Genomic DNA, 19,459 nt, shown 5'->3' with positions numbered 1-19,459 from the left:
GGTTGCCGATGAGTGCGATGAATTCCCTGCGAAAAACAATTAGACCTCCAACATTCAGGACAAGGCTTGTCTTATGACTACCCAATCTCACGTTACGCAACAGGCATGGCAGCTTGACGATGACATCACGCTCATGACCACCACCGATGCGCAAAGTTATATTACCTATGCTAATCAGGACTTTGTTGACGTCAGCGGTTATGAACGCGATGAAATTCATGGGCAACCGCATAATATTGTGCGCCATCCCGATATGCCGAAAGCGGCTTTTGCCGATATGTGGGCAACGCTGAAGCAGGGGCTGCCCTGGACCGGACTGGTGAAAAACCGTCGTAAAAATGGTGACCACTACTGGGTACGGGCGAATGTGGTGCCGGTGATCCGTAACGGTAAAATTACCGGCCATATGTCAGTGCGTATCAAGCCAGACGAGCAGGAAGTGGCCGCGGCGGAGGCGCTTTATCAGCAGATGCGCCACGGTAAACTGCGCGGCTGGCGGCTGCATCACGGGCTGCTGCTGCGTAGCGGTGCATTGAGTCCGCTTTCATGGCTGAAAACGATGCCGCTGCGCTGGCGTATTCGCAGCGGCGTTGCCTTTTGCTGGCTGAGCATGACGCTTAGCGCGATAACCGTCGGATTGCAGGGCGGCGCGCTTGCCGCCTTTAGCGGTCTGGCGCTGCTGATGGCTTTTATCACCTGCGGCTGGCTGGAATGGCAAATTTCCCGGCCGCTGGAAAGGGTATGCAGGCAGGCGCTGGATGTGGCGACCGGCGCGTCTCATCAGGTTGATCATCTTGACCGGGTCGATGAAGTGGGCATGACGCTGCGGGCAGTAGGGCAGCTGGGCCTGATGTTTCGCTGGCTGGTTAAAGATGTGCGCGATCAGGTCATGAGCGTGCATCAGGCCAGCGATGAGCTGGCGCAGGGCAATGAAAAAATCGCCAGCCATACCGAACAGACGGCAGCCAGCGTGCAGCAGACCGCTGCGACCATGAATCAGATGACCACCACGGTTAACAGCAATGCGGAAAGTACCGGGCAGGCGAATAATTATTCGATGACCGCCAGCAAAGCGGCGGTGCAGGGCGGCGAAGTGATGAAGCAGGTGGTTGGCACAATGGATGAAATCGCGCAAAGTTCACAGCAGATCGCTTCTATTACCGGCCTGATTGACAGCATCGCTTTCCAGACCAATATTCTGGCACTGAACGCGGCGGTTGAGGCAGCGCGTGCCGGCGAGCAGGGCAAAGGCTTTGCGGTAGTGGCTGGTGAAGTCCGGAATCTGGCAAAACGTAGCGCCAGCGCCGCCAGTGAAATTCGTGATTTAATCGCTGCCAGCGCGTTGAAAGTCACGTCTGGCACCGGTCAGGTGCATCAGGCCGGTGAAACCATTGCCGATATCGTGGAAAAAGTGCAGAACGTGACGGAGCTGCTGCAACAGATCAGCACCGCCACGCGTGAGCAGGGCACTGGCCTGAGCGAGGTGGGCAAGGCGGTAGAAGAGCTGGATCGCATTACCCATCACAACGCTTCGCTGGTAGAAGAGGGCGCGCAGGCCTCGGCGCGGATGAAAAATCAGGCGCATCGGCTGGTGGAAGCGGTCGATGTATTTCGTTAAGCCGCTGTTCTGCTAAAACTTCCTGCCGGGGGAAGAGGGCAGAATGTCTTTGTCCTGGCTTTACAAAAAGCCGCGGTGATAAACCGCGCTGCTCCAGTAGCGGCTGCTGGCATGTTTTTCTGCCAGCCAGCCCTGCCGACGTAATTCGCGCGCAATCAGCTTATTCATAATTCCATGACCCACCAGCAGCACAGTACCCTGTTCGCTCAGGCTAATCAGCTGGCTGGCGGCCAGCCTCGCGCGTTGACGCGCATGGCGAAAGGATTCTACCGAGCCGGAATAGCCGCACAGCCACAGCAGACGTAGCAGAGAGAGCCACAGCGTGGGTGGAAGCGCGGGCGTCGCCAGCGGTAGCACAGGCAGCGCAACTTCCCGAAATATGGCGTCAGTGTATGTGGCGCGCAGGCCCAGTTTCTCCAGCGAGCCCAACGCACGCGGCAGCGGACTGGCAACGATGATCTCTGCCTGTGCGGCGAGGTCGATACAGCGCTGCGGTGGCATATCGCTGATGAGCGCACTGTCATAACTGGCGATCCATTGCGCCATCGCTTTAGCAGAAAGATGCTGAGGTGAAAGGCCGCCCGGTTTACCGTGACGCATTAAAATAATCGGCATAGTTTCTCTGGATGTTTAATTCCTGTAAGCCTCTGAAATACACGTGATTCGCCAGGCTGCGTTAATAATTTCTACAAAAATTTTCCTGTCATCAAACTGTCATTGCGCCAGGCCATTCAGGGATCGCAGCCTCAGCTTAGGCGTGATGAGTTGCAGCATGCAAAGCAGGCTGGTCGCACGCCAGCCTGCCACCGCGTTACGCCCGCTGCGCGCGATACCAGCGCCAGGCATCCAGCAATAGAAACAGCAGCAGACTGATGCCCATGACCGGCAGGCTAAAGGCCAGCGCTGTTACCACCACCGCCAGCAACAAGCGCAGGCTAAGGCTCATGCGCTGCCAGGCCTGAATCAGCGTATCCGCCGGATGCTGTTGCGGCTGCGCGGGACGGCGCTGCCACCACAGACGATAGCCGAGCACAATCAGCACGCACAGCGCCAGACCAAACAGCGCCAGCACCAGCTGATTCGCAACGCCGAACAAAATGCCCATATGCGCATCAACGCCCCAGCGCGTCAGCTTTGCCAGCAGGCCAAAATTCGCGAATTCAATTTTATCGGTAACGCGCCAGGTATGGGGATCCACTGCCACGGCATCCACCTGCGTTGGCCAGCGACGATCGATTTCACCCACAATCCATGCTTTGTTGGCCTGATAAGAGGGACGGATTTCCAGCTTCGCCGCATCAATACCGCTGGTGCGCGCGGCGGCCAGCACGCCATCAAACTGGGCGGCGCTTAACGGCATATCCGGCGTGTGATGCATCATATGCCCATGATGCTCAGCATGTTCATCCATCATCATCGGCGGCATGCTGCTATCAAGCTGCGTATTTACCGCCGGGGTCAGCCAGCCATAATGCGCGCGCAGCACATTGATATTATCACCGGCCCAGCGTGACCAGGTGAGGCCGGTGGCAGAGAGAAACAGCATCCCGATCAGCAGTGCAACGCCCAGTAAGCTATGCCAGCTCCGTAGCCGCAGCAGGCGCTGCGTACGTGAGGCGCTTTCTTTTCTGACGCGACGCGGCGTGCGCTGTACTGCCCAGAGCAGCGTGCCGCCCAGCGCGGCCACCCACATCCAACTGGCGGCTAATTCGCTATAGTTACGCCCCAGATCGCCCAGCAGCATGCTGCGGTGAAGATAATCCAGGGTAGTACGCAGCGGCAAAATCCCGCTGGTGCCGTAGACGGTGAGATCGCCACGTACCGCCAGCGTTTTGGGATCGATAAATATCGCCCGCGTTTCTGACGGCGCGCTCTCCGCGAAGCGGAACATCACGCGCGTGGTTTCCGTATCGCTTGATGCCGGACGCACGGCGGCAATTTTCGCCTGGCTGCCGGTATAACGCAGCGCCGCATCGATCTGTTTTGACAGCGGCTGGGCAGGGCCTGGCGCATTGGTCGTTAGCTGTTGCGCATAAAGATAATTTTCAAGCTGCGGCGTCAACACATAGAGCGTGCCGGTGAGCGCAGCGACAAAAATAAAGGGTCCGATAAACAGGCCGATGGTGAAATGTAACCGACGCATAAGCTGCAGGAATGCCTGTGCATTCTGCGTTTTTTCAATCTGTGCCGAGGCCGTCGGCACGATTTTTTCCGACATAATGGTTCCTTTGCCCGATTGCGGGCTGTAGAGAAGGCGTTGGGTTAAACGAGTGAATACCCGCTAACCGGCGGCCCGCGCGGTCGGAACCAGATCGGGATCCAGCTGGCAACAAAAGGTTGTAGCTGGAGAGGAGCGGCTGGAATGGCCTCTTGCAGTAGCGTCCAGAGCTGCGGCAGGCGAACGGAGTCCAGCGGCAGATGGATTAACAGTACGCAGTAACCACAGGCGCTGTCGTCCATCATCGACATATGATAATGCCGGTGATGGGAAACATCGGCGAAGGAGGGGAGCGCGGCGATCTCTGTAGCCGCATGATGGTGAACATGTTCCGCTACTGGCGGGCTTTGTTGCCTGGCACTGTCTGCCGCGCAGCCCTGGTCATGGCTCGCGTCTTCTGCCTCTGTGGGCTCACTCATCGCCATTGCTGACATATGCGCCATCATCAGCGAAATATAGCCGTGTTGAGCCATCAGCGATTTTGAAATCACCGGGGCGACAAACAGCAGCAGCATAGCCAGCAGCGCCAGCCATGCCGGGAAACGGCTGCGGGCGATGGCGAAAGAGATCAGCGACACAAAAAATCCTGAAAAAAATAACCGCGTAATTGTATGCGAATTATCCGCCCAGCAATAACGAATTAAGCTGAAGTCGGATCATTTTGGCAAACATCCACCCATACGGCATCGGTAAGCTCCGCCATTCTTTCTGGCGAAATCCGCACTGCGCTATGAATCGATCCTGCCGCTGGCAGCACTTCGGCAAAGCGTCGCAGGGAAATATCGCAGTAAACCGGCAGAGGGTGCTCAAGGCCAAAAGGGCAGACGCCGCCGGGCGGATGCCCCGTCCAGTTCAGCACCTCATCGGTGGTTAACATGCGCGCTTTCGTGCCCAGGGTTTCTTTTAGTTTGCGGTTATCCAGACGAAGGTCGCCGCCGGTCACGATCAGGATGACCTGATTCTTCACTTTTAACGACAGGGTCTTGGCAATCTGTCCTGGCACAACGCCATGCGCTTTAGCAGCAAGAGCCACGGTTGCCGTGCTCTGGTTTAATTCAATGATGGCGATTTCAGGGGCTCGCTCGGCAAAGTAGTGCCGTACAGACTCCAGGCTCATGTTGTGTTGCTCTTCACAATAAAAACGGGGGTGATAAAGCTGCCATAACCGGGAGGATCTGTAAACGTCAGGCGGCGGTAAAGCGCCGCCGCACCAGAAAAGAGCGCGCCTGCTCTGCGGGAAAAATCAAACGGATTTCAGGGTGCAATCGCCGCAGCGCTCTACGGCGGGCAGGCGATAGCGTTGACAGCAGCTGCGACGCTGCATTGCGCCGTCACGCGGAATGACGGTGCGGTAAAGCGGATTATCGCTGCCGTCCAGCAAATGGCGTGAGAAAAACAGCGCATGCTCCAGGGTAAGCAGCGTGGCGTCATCTACCCAGCTTTTCATCTCGCCTAAAAACCAGTGCATCAGATAACCGGTATTATTCCAGATAAGTTTGGCGTTGATTTCGCCATGCTGTTCGATGCCCTGGACCGCAGGGATCAAATGCTTCTGGATAAGTCGATCGATACGTTGATGGGCGTTCAGGTAGCGTGCATCTTCATCTTCATGCACATCGATCCAGAACTTTGCCGGACGGCCGCTTTCATGGAACTGCAGATGAAAATGTTCCAGCGAGCAGTCGAGCGCGCGTTTTTCCATTACCAGCGCCAGCATCAGCGGCGGCACGATAAGGCCAAAATACCACTGCGCCCAGAGAGATTGCAGCGGCTTGGCCTCGCGCGGCATATCTGCATGCTCACGATAGATCTCATCGCCATAGCGCGCCAGCAACTGATTAAAGTGGGCGCTTTGTGACCATTCCGGCTGGATAAGGGTATCGCCAGGAGCGGTGTCATTCAGGGTGATAAACTCAAGGAACCAGGAACGGTGTTCGCTGAACAGGCTATGCAGCGCAGCGCTCAGCGAACTGTCGCTCTGCATAAAGATCACTGGAGACGAACCGTACTCATAAGCCTGACGCGTAACGATGGCCATAGGGCTTCCTGTGTAATCCACTACCGAAATGGGGATAAGAAAACAAATGATAATCGTTCTTGATTGTATCCAGGAAGGAATAAGGTGGCAAGTAGGGGTTTCGCTGTATTGTCGACAGGATGTCTCCAGCGATCTGGCGTATATAACCAGATAAAAAGTCAGGTTTTTAGCAAAAGCAGAAAATCATTCTGCGCTATGCGCAACCGGCATGTAAAAATGCCAATGTAAAAATAAGTGCCTGCATTCTGTTGGTTGCTGACTGATTTTTTATTTAGCGCGGTTGAGTGGATAAGTGCTTTTTAATTTTTAATTTGTATTAAGGGAGATTATTTATCATGGCTAAATAATCCCTCAAATAAATGATGAATTTACCATTAAATTAGAACTATCGGGCGGTTATCAGCTTTTTTTCGCAAAGCTCTTCCCAGGAAAGAATAGTATTTCTGCCGCGATTCTTTGCCACATATAAAGCCCGATCGGCATTTGCCATTGCTTGTTCAAAATCTTCTTCGATTATCGGGGCAATACCGGCGCTAATGGTGACATGTGTGGATACACGATGGTTAAACCGATGGGGAATTTCCAGATCCAGCACGTACTGGCGAATACGCTCTGCCAGCTTCATAGCAATAGAAGCATTAACATTGGTCATCAGAACCAGAAACTCTTCACCGCCATAACGGGTCACGATATCCCGCGAGCGTACCGCATCACGAATTGCTGCCGAAACGCGCGTCAGCGCCTGGTCGCCCATTGCATGACCATAGTTATCGTTGTAGGACTTAAAATTATCGATATCAAGCAGCATAACGAAGTGGCTGCCGGTCTGGTTCTCTAAAAGGTTCTCCAGTCGGTTCTTCAGGCCGCGACGGTTATAAAGGCCGGTAAGCGGATCAAGCATACTCAGGTCGCTCCAGGTCTGTTTCTCCTCATACAGTTGAAACAGCAAGCGTCGCGTGAAATGGTCGCTGCGACGCTGCATCAAACTCTGAAGCGTAAAGCCGAGCAGCGGTAGCGTGATGGTAAACAGCAGCGTCAGCGGATGCTGGCCGCGATCGAGCAGCATGACGGTGAGGGAAGGCGGCGCGATATGCAGGCAAAACGCCAGCAGGTGTTCATTCAGGGAGATAGTACCGATAAAAAAAACCGCCATCAGGCTAATCAGCAAAAAACTACCGTCAAAATAAAAAACCAGCTCGCTTTTATGCGCAATCAGCCATGACCAGAGCCCGCCCATAATTAAAGCGGTAAAAGATAACAGCGGCCATTTTTTTTCAGGTTTCAGGATCCAGAAGGCTAATTGCAATAAACTCAGCACAACTATCAGCATTGCCGGCAAAGAGAATGAAAGATTTTCTCCTTTATTTATCGGTAACATAAAAAAAAGTGATGTTGCCATGTTTAAAAAAAGATAAAGCATTAACGACAGGCGGTATTTGCTGTGCAGCAATTCTTCATACGTTTGTAATTTCATTTTTATACACTCGTGACAGCCCTGAAATATCAAAGCGCCATTACCACAGTAAATGAATTTACTCTGGAAAGGGTATTGAGTAGTTATTATTGGTGTCTGGAATCAGATCAATCCTGGCAATCTATCACTTTCTAACTGGTCTGTCATCTTCGTGTATAAAGATTCTACAAAGGAAGAGTGCAAAATGATAAAAGCTATCATATGATACTGGTAATCATTATCATTTGGTGGTGGCGGATATGCTGATGGCGATTATGGCAGCCTGTGGATTGTGGGGCGTAAGCTGGGTAATGGGGGAACGGTTGCGAAGCGCATGGAGTGTTCTTCTGCCCGGGGCGCTGATGCCGCTGGTGGCATCGATGAATCTTTCATTTGGTCAGTGGCGCTGGTTGCTGCTGGCGGCGCTGCTGATTACGGCAGGCATGCTGTTTCATCATCGGCTACGCCGCTATATCCTGCTGCCTTCCTGTATCGCTCTGGCCGGCGCGCTGGCTGCGGTATCGGTTAATGCAGGTGGGCTATAGTTAATGCACAGAGGTGGTTAAGGAGGGCTGCCCGGCAACGCTTAACATCGCGGTGGTATAGCTTTTTATAAGAAATTTATGCGAAAACGAAAGGCAATCTTTCAGGGAGTAAAAACAGGGAAGATAAGTTGCGCTGATAGCGAAGGCGTAAGGCCTGGGGAAGGCAACAGAGGTGATAACCAGAGAGTGACAATATTGGTGCGAAGAGAGGGACTTGAACCCTCACGTCCGTTAAGACACTAACACCTGAAGCTAGCGCGTCTACCAATTCCGCCACCTTCGCATAACATTGTCTTCATATCACCGCATTTGGTGCGAAGAGAGGGACTTGAACCCTCACGTCCGTTAAGACACTAACACCTGAAGCTAGCGCGTCTACCAATTCCGCCACCTTCGCGCAGATGCTGTGCGATATGAATTTTCGTGGTTTTTGGTGCGAAGAGAGGGACTTGAACCCTCACGTCCGTTAGGACACTAACACCTGAAGCTAGCGCGTCTACCAATTCCGCCACCTTCGCATTCCGGCAATGCTTTGCAGCACTGCAACCACGGAGGCGAATTCTGGAGATTTTTCCCGGGGACGTCAACAGATATTTATTAGCGGCGTTGCGATCGCTGTAAAAAACAGCAGCGCCCCGGGAAATAAGCACTTATTTGTCGCGGTTAGCTGCCTTAATCGCGCGGGCATCGCGTCCCCAGACGGCGCGATAGACCTTGAATCGGCCCGTTTGCGCCAGCACTTCATGATGACCAAAGGTTTCGTCCAGCACCTGTGGATAGGGCAGGAAGGCGTTCGCCACCAGACGCAGCTCACCGCCGCTGTTAAGATGCTGAGCCGCACCGCGAATCAGCGTGCGCGCTGCGTCAAGGCTGGTTTGCATCCCCTCATGGAACGGCGGGTTGGAAATGATCATGTCATAGCGGCCGGTGACATCAGAATAGACGTTGCTGGCAAACACCTCACCTTCGATCTGGTTGGCGGCCAGCGTTGCTTTACTGGCGGCCAGCGCGGCGGCATCCACATCGGTCAGCCACAGGCGCACCTTAGGAGAATGACGCGCCAGCAAGGTCGCCAGAACGCCCGCACCGCAGCCGATATCCAGCACTTTTCCTTTGGTATGCGGCGTAAAGGTAGAGAGCAGCAGTGCGCTGCCGCCATCCAGTCCGTCACGGCTGAACACGCCCGGCAACGTTTTAATGGTGCAGTCATCCAGCGTATATTCATCCCAGAAACTGTCTGCATCAAACGTGGGCTGTTGCGACAGGCGACCGTGGTACAGACCACAACGGCGCGCGCTGTCGATTTTGTTCAGCGCCGCCCACGAGGCCAGCATAGTCTCGGCGCTGCGAACGCCGCTGCGGTTTTCGCCGATAACAAAAATATCGCTCTCCAGCGGCAGCAGCGATAGCAGGTTTTGCAGCTGAAACTGCGCTTCCGGCTTGTTTTTCGGCCAGTAATAGATCAGGGTATCGCACTCTGCTATCGCTTCCGCCGTGGCTACCAGGCCGAACTGCGCACGATCGCCCATGCTGCGGCTTAATGATTGCCAGTGATGATAGTATTGCGTATGAACGCGGCTCAGCTGGGTTTCCAGCTGCGCAGGCAGGTCATCCTGCAAATCGCCGGCAAACAGCACGCGGCGGTCTTGCCATTCATCACTGTGGCGCAGGATCACTTCACTCGCCGGGGTAAAAGCAGACATCAGATAGCTCCTCATAAATCAGAGCGCAGAGTATAGTGGTTTGTTGGCGCATGTTCGATGGGTTTGCTAGCATAGCTGCGCATTATAAGGGCGTAACGGGAATTTCTATGTCATCCAGACGTGACTGGCTACTACAGCAAATGGGCATTACGCAGTATAAGCTGCGGCGTCCGCGCGCGTTACAGGGTGAGATTGCGATAACGCTGCCGGCGGAGACGCGCCTGCTGATCGTGGCGGATATTCCTCCCACAACCGGGGATCCTTTGGTGGGCGATGTGCTGCGCGCGCTGGCGATTACGCCACAGCAGGTTGTCAGCGTGACGCCGGATCAGCTTGCTATGCTGCCTGAGGATCGCTCCTGCGCCAGCTGGCGGCTGGGAACCGAAGCGCTGGTTACGCAGCAGGGTCCACAACTTTCCACGCCGCCGCTTGAGGCGCTCTATTTTGATGCCGAGGCGAAGCGTGCCCTCTGGCGACAGATTTGTGAATATGACGTCGATTTCTTTACTCACTCCGCATGACCTTCCGCAGGCGCTCGCTATTGAGCGGCGCAGCCACGCTTTTCCCTGGACGGAAGCGACCTTTGCCAGCAATCAGGGCGAACGTTATCTGAACTACCGGCTTGACGTTGAGAGCCAGATGGCTGCTTTCGCCATTACTCAATGGGTACTGGATGAAGCGACATTATTTAATATCGCTGTAGATCCCGCTTATCAACGTCAGGGGCTGGGTAAAGCGTTGCTGCATCATCTGATTGAACAGCTGCAGCAGCGCGATATTTTCACGCTGTGGCTGGAGGTTCGCGCTTCCAACCATGCGGCTATCGCGCTTTATGAACAGACCGGCTTTAATGAAGTTTCGGTGCGCCGAAACTATTATCCGGCAACGCACGGGCGGGAAGATGCTCTGATTATGGCGCTCAGCCTGTAAAGGGCGGTCGCCGCAGCGTTCCTGACGTGCCGTAACAGGAGAAAGCTATGCTACAAAACTGGGACTGGATCCTTTTTGACGCTGACGACACATTGTTTCACTTTGACGCTTTTACCGGCCTGCAACGGCTGTTTAAAGATTACAACGTTGATTTTACTACCGATGATTACCATGAATATCAGTCGGTGAATAAACCCTTGTGGGTAGAGTATCAAAACGGCGCTATCACCGCATTGCAACTGCAGCATCAGCGCTTTAACGGCTGGGCGGAAAAGCTGAACGTCACGCCGGACGCGTTAAACAGCGGTTTTCTTAGCGCCATGGCGGAAGTATGCGTACCGCTGGAAGGGGCGGTAAACCTAATCAATGCGCTAAAGGGCAAGGTGAAGATGGGCATTATCACCAACGGCTTTACCGCATTGCAGCAGGTACGTCTCCAGCGTACTGGTTTTCGTGATTACTTTGATCTGCTGGTTATTTCCGAGCAGGTAGGGCATGCCAAACCGCATCCGGCGATTTTTGATTATGCGCTGGAAAAAATGGGGCGGCCCGCGCCTGAACGTGTGCTGATGGTCGGGGATAATCCTGATTCGGATATTTTAGGCGGCATTAATGCAGGCCTGAAGACCTGCTGGTTGAATGCGGACGGCAGAGAAAAGCCCGCAGCGATTACGCCTGACTGGCAGGTCAGTTCGCTCCAGGAGCTGCAATCCATTTTATTTGCTTAAGTTTTGATGCCAGCGTTTTTTAGTTTGAAATTCTACTAAGGCGACCTGTGGGTCGCTTTTTTTATTGCTGATTTGAGTTAACTCAATATTAATAACTGATTATCGCATTTTAAACCGGTTTGTTAGAAACAAAATAGAAGAAATCAGGTCCAGAGGTGAAAAAAATAATTGTACAGAAATGACCATTTTTTAGCCATTCTTGACCTTTTTTGCGATGCGAGTACAAATTTTCTGATATTTTGTAGGAATATTCCTATGGAAAGTGCTAAGAATAATCAGAATTTACCTTAATCTTGTTGGTTAAACTTTACTAATATAAAACCCTTTGCTACGCGCTCGTTGAATTATCGCAAAGACTATGTAAACTTGCGCGAAACAGGACAGCCTGAACATAAAAAAACACCAGACCCGGGGTTTGCTTTGCAACCTCGTGCGGTAGCAATGGCTGAATCCAGTATCAGCTTAAGGCTGAATTTCAAACACTTTTCTTCTTATCTGACATCGGCCGCAGATTTTCAGCAGCATGAAGACATGCATGCATGACCACGCGCTTTTAGCACGGTCAGTCAGAACTTTTCACCAGAGAATACCAGGAATGCAAGTAGGGAGCAGCCATAATGGTTGAGGGATATTCATCAAACCCTCACCGACAGGGAGCGTAAAACGTGTTTCCGGTAACCAATCTTCTTTGTGCATGGCTCAAATCTGAGATTTGTTGCGATGTAACAGGCATGTATCGTCCTATTAACGTATAAATTCTTCTTCTGGCTCTGTCGGAGCTGATAATCTTATTTGCTGTGCTTTTATCTGGCACGGCCAGCCATAGCTATGCTTTTTTTCTGCTTCCGGATGGGCAACGCTGTTTATAGTTGGCGGCTTATTCCCGTTTTGTTAATTACTTGAGATAACTTCATGAGGATCATGGTGAAAATTCGAATCGCATTAGGTCTGCTTTTTGTATTAAGCGTTGCGGGTTGTAAGTCGCCACCGCCTGTCACGGACGACACAATTGTGTCCAGCACCGTTGATGGCGTTACGTTGACCTATCGCCATGCGATCACCCCGCCAAAAACTTTTACGCCGATTAATGAAGAGTATCGCGCGTTGTATGACGCTTCAGTGATGAGCCGTCCCGACTTCGGCGGCAAGCTGGTGCGTCAGCTGGAAAATGCGCAGCCTTATACCGTGCTGGGCAGCGTGGAAAACAACTGGTACGCGATTGCAGAAAAAGATCAGGAGCAGCTGATCGGCTATGTGCCGCTGCGCGCCGTGGTGAAAAGCGAGCTGTACAATGACACCATCAAGGCTGACCAGCGCCGTAAGCGCGTGCGCGCTACCTCTGCCAGCAAGAAGAAAACCTGCGTTGCAGTTGATGGCGACAGTAAAGCCTGCCAGAACAGCAACAGCGGTACCTGGATTATCGATTAATCATTTCTAATGGGTAACCCATTATGAAACCACGTTCTTTTTTGCGCCTGAGTATTCAGGCGCTTTTCCTGGCGGCGCTTACCTTGCTGACAGGCTGTATGTCATCTACACACAACGATCCCTCCCGTTACAGTCTGTTATTTCAGGCGCACCCACCCGTCAATAACTCGGCACCGCTGAAGTTCAGAGTGCTGTTATTGAAATCGGATGCCGACTTTATGTCTGCGGATTTTTATTCGCTGCAAAATAGCGCGCAAACCGTGCTGGGTAGCAATCTGCTCACTAGCGAGCAGTTTTTCCTGTTGCCAGGTCAACTTAATAAAACCCTTAGCGGTCAACGTACAGCGGATGCCCGCTATATCGGCGTTATGGCCGAGTATCAGTCGCTTAATGGTAAAAAATGGCGTCTTTCTCTGCCGCTGCCCAATGCGGACGAGAGCGAGCCAACCAACGGCTGGTACAGGGAAGCGGATGCGTTGCAGGCCAGGATCGTTGCTGACGATAGCGGCGTACATCTTGCGAGCAAAGCAGAGTCAACGCCTGAATAACGGAAAGCCATTATGAACAAAGCAGAAAAGGTGGTCTGGAGCGAAGGCATGTTCCTGCGCCCGCATCACTTTCAGCAGTCGGAAAGCTACCTGCAAAGCACCCTGCGCGACTGGGGAGCCACACAGCGACCTTATCTGTGGGGCTTTACCGATCTGGAGTTTGACGAGGCGATGCTACGTCAGGGAAAAATTGCCTTGAGTGCTGCCAGCGGCCTACTGCCGGACGGTACGCATTTTTCCTTTCTGGATCCGCGCCAGGCTCCCGCGCCGCTGGAGATTGCGGATAACCAAACCAATGTCAAAGTTGTGCTGGCCTTACCGGCGCGGCGCGGTGGACGTGAAGACGTCATCTTTAGCGAGGCGGCGGATTCGCTGGCGCGCTATCTCAGCTTCGAACGAGAAGTCGATGACTTTAACGCTATTTCCGTTGGCCCGGCGGCGGTGCAGTTCGGCAAGCTACGCCTGAAACTGATGCTGGAAAGCGAGCTGACGGCGGAATGGACGGCGATTGGCGTGGCGCGCGTGATTGAAAAGCGCAGCGACCGTCAGCTACGGCTCGACACCGGCTTTATCCCTCCGATGCTTAATGCGATTAACCATCCCCAGCTGTTTGATTATTTGAATGATATGCATGGACTGCTGGCGCAGCGCAGCCAGCAAATCGGCCAGCGTTTGCAGCAGACGGGGCGGTTTAATACCGCAGAAATGGTCGATTTCATGCTGCTGGCGTTAGTGAATCATCATCTTGGTTTGGTCTCCCATCTGAAAAATTTACCGTTGCTGCATCCGGAACAGCTGTTCGGCCACTGGCTGGCATTTGCCTGCGAGCTGGCAAGCTGGACGCCACAGCGAGCGCCGGATGTTTCTCTGCCTGTCTACGATCACGACGATATTGCCCGCAGCTTTAGCAAACTGATGCTGATGCTGCGTCAGGGGCTGTCGCTGGTAATGGAAGAGAGCGCGATTCAGCTACCGCTGACCGAGCGCTCTCACGGCCTGAATGTGGCAACGGTGCCGGAATCCTCTATGGTGCGCGAATTCGGCTTTGTACTGGCGGTACGCGCCAATGTGCCTGCCGAGGCGCTGCAAACCCACTTCCCGGCGCAAATGAAAGTGGCGCCGGTAACGAAAATTCGCGATCTGGTGCAGCTTCAGCTGCCGGGTATGATGCTGCGCGCCATGCCGACCGCGCCGCCGCAAATCCCCTGGCATGCCGGCTACAGCTACTTCGAGCTGGAGAAAGGCGGCGAACTATGGAAAGAGATGGAAAGATCGGGCGCGTTTGCGCTTCATCTGGCCGGTGAGTTTCCCGGCCTGGATATGGAGTTCTGGGCTATTCGCAGCCAGTCCGTCTGAAACGAATAATGAGCGCTCACCATGCAGGAACGACATTTCACCGGCAGCGATGCCGCTTTTTCCGGGGCGAACAGCAATAACCCGCTGGTCGCCGCCGCGAACCCTTTGCTTAATGCAATTCCCCAGATTCGCCATTCCGTATCTCATGACGATCCGGCCGCACTGCGTCAACGACTGATCGATCAGGTCAGGCATTTTGAAAAAAACAGCCAGCGCGCCGGGCTGCCCTATGAGGTTATCGTGGGTGCGCGCTATTGCCTGTGTACTGCGCTGGACGAGGCGGCGGCGCTTACGCCGTGGGGAAGTCGTGGCGTCTGGCCCGGCAACGGTTTGCTGGTCACCTTTCATAACGAAACCTGGGGCGGCGAGAAATTTTTTCAGCTACTGGCGAAGCTGTCGCAAAACCCGCGTGAGCATATCTACCTGCTGGAGCTGATTAACTACTGCTTGTTGCTGGGTTTTGAAGGGCGTTACCGCGTGCTGGATAATGGCCGTTCACAGCTCGAGACCATCAAACAGCGTCTGCTGCAGATGATTCGTGGCGTGCGCGGCGGCTACCCGGCGCCCCTGTCGCCGCATCCGGAAGATCGCCCGGTGATGCGCAAAATGTGGCGTCCGGTGGTGCCGCTTTGGGCCTGCGCGGCGCTTGCCGGTTTTATCGCCTGTTTGCTCTATATCATTCTCAACTGGCGGCTGGGCGATTACACCAGCCCGGTGCTGGCCTCGGTGTATCAAACGCCGCTGCCGGAAGTCACGATTCATAATCCTGCGCCGCGCGCGCCTGCGGTGCTTAATCTGCGCGCCTTCCTGCGTCCTGAAATCGAACAGGGTCTGGTAGCTGTACGTGACGAGGCGGATCAAAGCGTCGTCACGCTGAAAGGCGATGGCCTGTTCGCTTCTGGATCTACTGCGGTGCGTGATCGTTATGAAGCGGTGATCGACCGTGTGGCGCAGGCGATGGATAACGTCAGCGGGAAAATTCTGGTCATTGGCTACAGCGACAACGTACCGATTCGCAGCGCACGTTTTGCCTCTAACTATGAGCTGTCACTGGCGCGTGCGCAGTCGGTGCAGGAGATGCTGCAAAAGCATCTGTCGCAACCGGCGCGCGCCAGGGCAGAAGGGCGGGGCGAAACCAATCCGCTGGTGCCAAATACCACGGCTGAGAACCGCGCCCGAAATCGCCGGGTGGAGATCATCCTGTTAGTTTCGCCAGACAACACGCGGGCGGAGCTGAATGGACTGCAGCAAGGGAACTAACAGATGCTGAATATTTTGTTTTCCATTATAACCAGCCGGTTGATGTGGGGCTTTGTCGGCATTACCGCGCTCTCTTTTATTATCTGGGTGATCGGGCCGGTTTTTTCCATTGTGGATTCACGCCCGCTGGAGTCAGAGCAGAATCGTCTTATCAGTATTGGCCTGCTCTATGTAGTGTGGGGTATCAGCAACCTGGCGCCACGCCTGTATAACGCCTGGATCAACCGCAAGCTGATGGGCAGCCTGAGCAGCAGCGAGCAGCCTGACGGCAGCGATCGCAAACGGCTGACCAATGAAGAGCAGGTACTGGCCGAGCGCTTTGATGAGGCTTCTCAGCTATTAAAAAAAGCGCACTTCAATCGCGCAGGCCGTGGCAATCCGTTCTGGGCGCAGCGCTTTAGCCGCCAGTATCTTTATCAGCTTCCCTGGTATGTGATTATCGGTGCGCCCGGCGCCGGTAAAACCACCGCGCTGGTGAATTCCGGGCTGCAGTTTCCGCTGGCGGATCGCTTCGGCAAAACGGCGCTGCGCGGCATTGGCGGCACCCGCAACTGCGACTGGTGGTTTACTAATGAGGCGGTGCTGCTGGATACCGCTGGTCGTTACACCATGCAGGAGAGCCAGCAGGCGCAGGATGCCAGCGAATGGCAAAAATTTGTCGATCTGCTGCGCAAGTATCGTGGTCGTCAGCCGATTAACGGCGTGATTGTCACCATTAGCGTTTCCGATCTGTTAACTCAGTCGGCAGAGGCTTCACAGCAGCAGGCGATCAATTTGCGCCAGCGCCTGATGGAGCTACATGAACAACTGGGCATTCGCTTTCCGGTCTACGTGCTGGTGACCAAAGCGGATCTGTTAAAAGGATTCCGTGCCTGGTTTTCTAAGCTGGACAAAGCGCAGCGCGAGCAAATCTGGGGCTTTACCTTTCCCTGGGAGCGCGCAAAGCAGGCCGACTTTGATTTAGCCAGCGCTTTTACGCAGGAGTATGCGCTGCTGCAACAGCGCCTTGACGCAGGTCTGGCGGATACGCTGATTATGGAAAGCGACGCTCAGGCGCGCGCAGAAAGTTATCTTTTCCCGCAGGAGTTTGCTGCACTGCGTCCGCTGTTGGCTGACTATCTCAACACAGTGTTCGCCCGATCCAATTTTGAAACCCAGTTTTCGCCACGCGGCATCTATTTTGCCAGCGGCACGCAGGAAGGCTTGCCTTTCGATCGCGTGATGGGCGAGCTGAGCCGCGCGCTGCATCTGCCGCAGGTGGATGAGCAGGGCGGTAACAGCGGGGCCTGGAATAGCGTACAGAAAGAGGCGCCGATTCCGGCAGCCAAAGGACAGAGCTTCTTCCTGAAGGATTTGCTGACCAACGTAATCTTTCAGGAGGCGGGGCTGGCCGGCAGCAACCGCTGGTGGGAGTTGCGCAACCGCGCCGTGCTGTGGTCAGGCTACGCTGCTCTGCTGGCGCTGTTGATTGTGGTTTCGCTGCTATGGTTCACCAGCTACGGCAACAATAAAAGCTATCTGCAGGAAGTGCAGGCGAAAGTGCCAACCGTCGAAGCGCAGAGCAAAAATCTGCAGGCCAGTGGCGAAAGCGATCTGTTTGCTCTGTTGCCGTTTCTGGACAGCGTGCTGGCGCTGCCGGAAAGCCAGGCGTTTGATCTTAACGATCCACCGATAACGCGTCGCATGGGGCTTTATCGCGGCGTCGAGGTCAGTGATGCCAGCCAGACGCTTTATCAAAAATCGTTAAAGCAGCTGCTGTTGCCACAGGTCGCCCAACTGATTACCAGCTGGTTACGCAACGATAATGGCAGCGATGCGGACTACAGCTATGAAGCGTTAAAAGCGTATCAGATGCTTTATCAGCCGCAGCACTACGATGGTAAATTTTTGCATGCCTGGGTCATGCTGAACGTGCGGCGCAACCTGCCACAAAACATTACTCAGACGCAGATCGCTCAGCTGGATCGACATCTGGCGCAGCTGCTGGAAACGCAGATTCAGGCCTCGCCTTATGCCCGGGATGAGGCGCTGGTAAAGCGCGAGCAGGCGCTGATTAATCAGATGCCCTTGTCTGGCCGGGTTTATGGCCGCCTCAGACGTCTGCTGGAACAGGATGAAAATCTGTCGTCGGTTTCACTTGCCGACCTGGGCGGGCCGCAAAGTGAGTTAGTGTTTACTCGCAAAAGCGGCAAAGCGATTAGCGAAGGCATTCCCGGCCTTTATACGCCGCAAGGTTACTGGAACAACTTCGATAAAAATATTGCGGCGGTAACAGCGGCATTGCATCAGGATGATGCGTGGGTATTAGGCGGTGCGGTGGCGGATGAGGACAAAGCACAAACCGATAACGCCGTGCGTCAGCTCTATATGAGCGATTTTATCCGTCACTGGGATAATCTGCTAACCGATATTCAGTTGAACAATAGTGCCGATCTGTCGCAGCGCATTAACAGTGCGCGCCTGCTTTCCAGCAACAGTTCGCCGTTACGTAAGCTGGTTATTAACCTCAGCCACATGCTGATGCTGGAGCGTCTGCCAGCGGAAAAAGATCCGCAGCAGGCGGACGAAAAAGGCAATAGCGCGACCCGCACGCTGGAGGCGCTGTTCCGCTCTCGCCAGCCCGCTCAGGGAGCCGCGACCCAGCAGCAGACGCCAGAACAGCGCGTGACTGAACATTACGCGCCGATTATCGAACTGGCTCAGCCGCTGGAGCAGGGCGGAAAAACCATCGTCTTTGATGATTTCCTCAAACAGATCGACGAGCTTTATCGCTATTTAACGGCGGTACAGGATGCGGCCAATAGCGGAATGCCGCCACCGCCGGGTGACGCGATCAGCCGTTTGCAGGCGAGCGCCGGCAGATTACCGGGATCGCTGCAAAATATGTTTACCAACATGGCCGTGGGTGCCAGCAGTGATGCGCAGCGGCGTGATATGGAAAACGTACGCAAGCGCATTAACGTTGAGGTCGGCAGCTTCTGCCGCCAGGCGATAGCCGGTCGTTACCCTTTGGTGCGTTCGGCCCGAAGTGAAGTCACACCGGACGATTTGGCACGCATGTTTGCTCCAGGCACCGGGCTTATGGATAGCTTCTTCCGCGATAATCTGGCGACGAAAGTGGATACCACGCATGCAAGCTGGCGTTTTATGCCGGGCATTGATGGTAAAAGCCTGCCGGGTGGCGAAGGGTTACTGCGTCCTTTCCAGCAGGCGCAGAGCATTCGTGACGCCTTCTTTGCCAACGGCGCCACTTCGCCTTCGTTCCGCGTCACCATCCGCACGGTGCGTATGGATAACAACATTCTCAACCTGACGCTGGATGTTGACGGACAGCTGTTGCGTTACAGCCACGGCCCGCAGGCGGTGCAGTTGATGAGCTGGCCCGGTAACGGCGGCACGCGTCAGGTGCGTATGCAACTGGGGCTGGTGGATGGCACTACCTCTACGCTGGTTACCAACGGCGCCTGGGCGCTGAACCGCTTTTTCGATCGTGCGCAGCTGACCTCGGGCAGCAACAGCCTTAGCCGTCAGGCAACCTTCAATATCGATGGACACCGCATAACCCTGGAATTTACCCCGAACAGTATTCGGAACCCGTTCCAGCTTCCTGGTTTCGCATGCCCATAACCGCAAG

17 protein-coding genes and 3 tRNA genes are annotated in these 19,459 nt (G+C 54.4%); 10 read left to right on the top strand and 10 right to left on the bottom strand.

The genetic code is table 11. From position 1 onward, the window contains the following. Positions 1–73 precede the first annotated feature (73 nt). Entirely contained in the window at positions 74–1,618 is a 1,545-nt protein-coding gene (locus tag ACQE3Z_RS20180; RefSeq protein WP_426975160.1) for a methyl-accepting chemotaxis protein, read from the top strand. A gap of 60 nt (positions 1,619–1,678) precedes the next feature. Here ACQE3Z_RS20180 and ACQE3Z_RS20175 read toward each other — a convergent pair whose 3' ends face one another. From ACQE3Z_RS20175 to ACQE3Z_RS20150, 6 genes are all read right to left on the bottom strand, one after another. Continuing rightward, the gene (locus tag ACQE3Z_RS20175; protein ID WP_426975159.1) at positions 1,679–2,233 is read right to left on the bottom strand and encodes a histidine phosphatase family protein; all 555 of its coding nucleotides are present in this window, start codon (positions 2,231–2,233) and stop codon (positions 1,679–1,681) included. Positions 2,234–2,429: 196 nt separating this feature from the next. Further along, positions 2,430–3,836: a PepSY-associated TM helix domain-containing protein gene (locus ACQE3Z_RS20170; RefSeq protein WP_426975158.1), complete on the bottom strand. Its 1,407-nt coding sequence runs from the start codon at positions 3,834–3,836 to the stop codon at positions 2,430–2,432. 44 nt (positions 3,837–3,880) lie between these two features. Next, the gene (locus ACQE3Z_RS20165) at positions 3,881–4,414 is read right to left on the bottom strand and encodes a DUF2946 family protein (RefSeq protein WP_426975157.1); all 534 of its coding nucleotides are present in this window, start codon (positions 4,412–4,414) and stop codon (positions 3,881–3,883) included. A 62-nt stretch (positions 4,415–4,476) separates the two neighbouring features. Then, the gene (locus ACQE3Z_RS20160; protein WP_426975156.1) at positions 4,477–4,953 is read right to left on the bottom strand and encodes a YbaK/EbsC family protein; all 477 of its coding nucleotides are present in this window, start codon (positions 4,951–4,953) and stop codon (positions 4,477–4,479) included. Positions 4,954–5,079: 126 nt separating this feature from the next. After that, positions 5,080–5,874 (bottom strand): siderophore-iron reductase FhuF, encoded by a 795-nt coding sequence (fhuF, locus tag ACQE3Z_RS20155; protein WP_426975155.1) that lies wholly within the window; start codon positions 5,872–5,874, stop codon positions 5,080–5,082. Between the two features lie 385 nt (positions 5,875–6,259). Further along, positions 6,260–7,348, bottom strand: a complete 1,089-nt coding sequence (locus ACQE3Z_RS20150) for a diguanylate cyclase domain-containing protein (protein ID WP_426975154.1) — start codon at positions 7,346–7,348, stop codon at positions 6,260–6,262. Positions 7,349–7,587: 239 nt separating this feature from the next. Between ACQE3Z_RS20150 and ACQE3Z_RS20145 the strand changes: the two genes are divergently transcribed. Continuing rightward, complete coding sequence (locus tag ACQE3Z_RS20145) at positions 7,588–7,872, top strand: DUF1435 domain-containing protein (RefSeq protein WP_426975152.1); 285 nt, start codon at positions 7,588–7,590, stop codon at positions 7,870–7,872. Positions 7,873–8,068: 196 nt separating this feature from the next. Here ACQE3Z_RS20145 and ACQE3Z_RS20140 read toward each other — a convergent pair. The 4 genes from ACQE3Z_RS20140 to rsmC form a co-directional block, all read right to left on the bottom strand. Beyond that, a tRNA-Leu gene (locus ACQE3Z_RS20140) sits at positions 8,069–8,155 on the bottom strand. Positions 8,156–8,182: 27 nt separating this feature from the next. Next, positions 8,183–8,269: transfer RNA gene (locus tag ACQE3Z_RS20135), tRNA-Leu, on the bottom strand. A gap of 34 nt (positions 8,270–8,303) precedes the next feature. Beyond that, a tRNA-Leu gene (locus ACQE3Z_RS20130) sits at positions 8,304–8,390 on the bottom strand. Between the two features lie 132 nt (positions 8,391–8,522). Continuing rightward, positions 8,523–9,575 (bottom strand): 16S rRNA (guanine(1207)-N(2))-methyltransferase RsmC, encoded by a 1,053-nt coding sequence (rsmC, locus tag ACQE3Z_RS20125; protein WP_426975151.1) that lies wholly within the window; start codon positions 9,573–9,575, stop codon positions 8,523–8,525. A 107-nt stretch (positions 9,576–9,682) separates the two neighbouring features. Between rsmC and ACQE3Z_RS20120 the strand changes: the two genes are divergently transcribed. The 8 genes from ACQE3Z_RS20120 (at position 9,683) to tssM (ending at position 19,452) form a co-directional block, all read left to right on the top strand. Next, positions 9,683–10,096, top strand: a complete 414-nt coding sequence (locus ACQE3Z_RS20120) for a DNA polymerase III subunit psi (RefSeq protein WP_426975150.1) — start codon at positions 9,683–9,685, stop codon at positions 10,094–10,096. Beyond that, complete coding sequence (rimI, locus tag ACQE3Z_RS20115) at positions 10,065–10,505, top strand: ribosomal protein S18-alanine N-acetyltransferase (RefSeq protein WP_426975149.1); 441 nt, start codon at positions 10,065–10,067, stop codon at positions 10,503–10,505. The genes ACQE3Z_RS20120 and rimI overlap by 32 nt, the downstream gene beginning before the upstream one ends. Positions 10,506–10,552: 47 nt before the next feature. Next, positions 10,553–11,233, top strand: coding sequence for a pyrimidine 5'-nucleotidase (gene yjjG / locus ACQE3Z_RS20110; protein ID WP_426975148.1), 681 nt, complete (start codon positions 10,553–10,555; stop codon positions 11,231–11,233). 921 nt (positions 11,234–12,154) lie between these two features. After that, on the top strand, positions 12,155–12,661 hold the full coding sequence (locus ACQE3Z_RS20105; RefSeq protein WP_426975147.1) for an SH3 domain-containing protein: 507 nt from the start codon (positions 12,155–12,157) through the stop codon (positions 12,659–12,661). 23 nt (positions 12,662–12,684) lie between these two features. Beyond that, a complete protein-coding gene (gene tssJ, locus ACQE3Z_RS20100) occupies positions 12,685–13,209 on the top strand; it encodes a type VI secretion system lipoprotein TssJ (RefSeq protein ID WP_426975146.1) in 525 nt (174 codons plus the stop codon). Between the two features lie 12 nt (positions 13,210–13,221). Further along, a complete protein-coding gene (gene tssK / locus ACQE3Z_RS20095; RefSeq protein ID WP_426975145.1) occupies positions 13,222–14,565 on the top strand; it encodes a type VI secretion system baseplate subunit TssK in 1,344 nt (447 codons plus the stop codon). Between the two features lie 21 nt (positions 14,566–14,586). Then, positions 14,587–15,825 carry a DotU family type VI secretion system protein gene (locus ACQE3Z_RS20090; RefSeq protein ID WP_426975144.1) on the top strand — a complete coding sequence of 413 codons (1,239 nt, stop codon included), beginning with the start codon at positions 14,587–14,589 and terminating at the stop codon, positions 15,823–15,825. A 3-nt stretch (positions 15,826–15,828) separates the two neighbouring features. Beyond that, entirely contained in the window at positions 15,829–19,452 is a 3,624-nt protein-coding gene (tssM, locus tag ACQE3Z_RS20085; RefSeq protein WP_426975143.1) for a type VI secretion system membrane subunit TssM, read from the top strand. The last annotated feature ends 7 nt before the right edge of the window (positions 19,453–19,459 follow it).

Source organism: Pantoea sp. FN0307, from assembly GCF_050113815.1.
In the GTDB taxonomy this organism is placed as follows: Bacteria; Pseudomonadota; Gammaproteobacteria; order Enterobacterales; family Enterobacteriaceae; genus Mixta; species Mixta alhagi.
This window is presented reverse-complemented; position numbering and strand designations above follow the sequence as displayed.

What these genes read in the sequence shown, in the direction of transcription:
- ACQE3Z_RS20150 (WP_426975154.1), bottom strand. Translation starts at nt 7,348, where the DNA reads ATGAAATTACAAACGTATGAAGAATTGCTGCACAGCAAATACCGCCTG.
- ACQE3Z_RS20170 (WP_426975158.1), bottom strand. Translation starts at nt 3,836, where the DNA reads ATGTCGGAAAAAATCGTGCCGACGGCCTCGGCACAGATTGAAAAAACG.
- ACQE3Z_RS20120 (WP_426975150.1), top strand. Translation starts at nt 9,683, where the DNA reads ATGTCATCCAGACGTGACTGGCTACTACAGCAAATGGGCATTACGCAG.
- tssJ (WP_426975146.1), top strand. Translation starts at nt 12,685, where the DNA reads ATGAAACCACGTTCTTTTTTGCGCCTGAGTATTCAGGCGCTTTTCCTG.
- ACQE3Z_RS20160 (WP_426975156.1), bottom strand. Translation starts at nt 4,953, where the DNA reads ATGAGCCTGGAGTCTGTACGGCACTACTTTGCCGAGCGAGCCCCTGAA.
- tssM (WP_426975143.1), top strand. Translation starts at nt 15,829, where the DNA reads ATGCTGAATATTTTGTTTTCCATTATAACCAGCCGGTTGATGTGGGGC.
- yjjG (WP_426975148.1), top strand. Translation starts at nt 10,553, where the DNA reads ATGCTACAAAACTGGGACTGGATCCTTTTTGACGCTGACGACACATTG.
- fhuF (WP_426975155.1), bottom strand. Translation starts at nt 5,874, where the DNA reads ATGGCCATCGTTACGCGTCAGGCTTATGAGTACGGTTCGTCTCCAGTG.
- ACQE3Z_RS20145 (WP_426975152.1), top strand. Translation starts at nt 7,588, where the DNA reads ATGCTGATGGCGATTATGGCAGCCTGTGGATTGTGGGGCGTAAGCTGG.
- ACQE3Z_RS20090 (WP_426975144.1), top strand. Translation starts at nt 14,587, where the DNA reads ATGCAGGAACGACATTTCACCGGCAGCGATGCCGCTTTTTCCGGGGCG.
- ACQE3Z_RS20180 (WP_426975160.1), top strand. Translation starts at nt 74, where the DNA reads ATGACTACCCAATCTCACGTTACGCAACAGGCATGGCAGCTTGACGAT.
- ACQE3Z_RS20175 (WP_426975159.1), bottom strand. Translation starts at nt 2,233, where the DNA reads ATGCCGATTATTTTAATGCGTCACGGTAAACCGGGCGGCCTTTCACCT.
- rimI (WP_426975149.1), top strand. Translation starts at nt 10,065, where the DNA reads ATGACGTCGATTTCTTTACTCACTCCGCATGACCTTCCGCAGGCGCTC.
- rsmC (WP_426975151.1), bottom strand. Translation starts at nt 9,575, where the DNA reads ATGTCTGCTTTTACCCCGGCGAGTGAAGTGATCCTGCGCCACAGTGAT.
- tssK (WP_426975145.1), top strand. Translation starts at nt 13,222, where the DNA reads ATGAACAAAGCAGAAAAGGTGGTCTGGAGCGAAGGCATGTTCCTGCGC.
- ACQE3Z_RS20105 (WP_426975147.1), top strand. Translation starts at nt 12,155, where the DNA reads ATGGTGAAAATTCGAATCGCATTAGGTCTGCTTTTTGTATTAAGCGTT.